At 70.7% G+C, this 1422-nt stretch carries 1 protein-coding gene and 1 tRNA gene; both read right to left on the bottom strand.

Annotation, left to right across the window (positions count from 1 at the left end; translation table 11 throughout):
- On the bottom strand, positions 1-929 hold a 929-nt coding region (locus E1283_RS36210), incomplete at its 3' end, for a DUF3344 domain-containing protein (protein WP_132822393.1).
- A 222-nt stretch (positions 930-1151) separates the two neighbouring features.
- Positions 1152-1238, bottom strand: a tRNA-Leu gene (locus tag E1283_RS36205).
- Between the last annotated feature and the right edge of the window lie 184 nt (positions 1239-1422).

Genomic DNA, 1422 nt, shown 5'->3' with positions numbered 1-1422 from the left:
GTGTTGGGGTGGGCGGGCTCGCGCTTGTCGACGGCCCGGCCGTGGTCGGCGATCGTGGAGTTCATCACGTCCCGCACGGGGTTGGCGGCGTCGCCGAGCGCCCCGTCCCGGCCGGCGGCCCGCACCGTCACCGTGTCCCCCGACCGCCCGCGGTCACCGCCGCCGGCCACCACGCCGAGGCTGCCGTGCGCCCCCGGGTCCGCGGTGAGTCCGGGGATCCGGACGTCGGCCGCGGCGCCGTCCCCCTCGACCGACACGAAGCCGTCCCAGAGGGCGATCTCCCGCAGCGGCTCGGCCGCGTTCTCGTAGGCCACCACCAGGCTCCAGCCGCCCCAGCCGCCGGCCGCCGAATGTCCCATGGCGGTGTTGATCTGGGCGACGGTCCAGGAGCCCGGCTGGCTCCAGCGCACCAGCTCGGTGACGTCGGCCGAGGCGAAGAAGGCGGCCTGGTCGCCGGTGTCCCGGTGGCCGATGACGGAATCCGCGAGCAGTTCCTTGTACCGTCCGCCCGGTTCCGCGATCAGCACCCGGCCGTTGTCCTCCGGCGGTTTGTGTTCACCGACCCGGATATTGGCGCCCCAGTAAAGGCGGGCGTGGCTGACCCGTGACCCGGGGGGCAGCCGGAGTTCCGCGCGGCTGGAGTTGTAGGTGTTGGCGTCCGAGTCGACGTCGATGTACGCCATCTCGTACTGGCCGCCCCCGGCGGCCGCTCCCGACTGGGCCTCGGAGCAGCTCGGGGCCGAGGCGAGGACCACTCGGCCGCAGGTGATGACGGAGTTGGCGGCCCGTGCGACGCCGCCGTGTTGGACCGCGCGATAACGCTCGGCGAACGGAATCGTCGGCGCCTCGGCGGCGGCCGCGACGAACGGCCGCGGGCCGATGGCGAACAACGCGACAACGGAGAGAACGAACAAGGCCAGGCGTCGCATGACTCACCCTTCGACCGCTTTCCGACCGGCGTTGAAAACCATGACAGAAAACAAACGGGAAATCACGTAAAACGCGCGGAGCCCAGCACCTGACACCACACCACGATTTACATAAGAATTGATTTACATACGAATTGGAACGACGGTCACCACGCACCGCCGCGCACCGCACAACGAAGAGCCCCCGCTCCGGATCTCTCCGGAGCGGGGGCTCTGAACCGCTGGTGCGCGAGGGGGGAGTTGAACCCCCACGCCCTTTCGGGCACTGGAACCTGAATCCAGCGCGTCTGCCTATTCCGCCACCCGCGCCTACGCACCGCCGAAGGCTTCCGTGGACCCTCCCTGAGGACCGGCCTCGCGGCCGCCGTCGACATGCAGAAGGCTAACACGCTTCCCAGGGCCCTCTCACCCGGTTTCCCACGGCGACCGCGGCGGCCGCGTAGTCCGCCCGCGAGGCGGAGGCGATCCGGCCCTCGCCCGCGCTGCCGAGCAC

This window comes from Streptomyces hainanensis, assembly GCF_004348415.1.
In the GTDB taxonomy this organism is placed as follows: domain Bacteria; phylum Actinomycetota; class Actinomycetes; order Streptomycetales; family Streptomycetaceae; genus Streptomyces; species Streptomyces hainanensis.
This window is presented reverse-complemented; position numbering and strand designations above follow the sequence as displayed.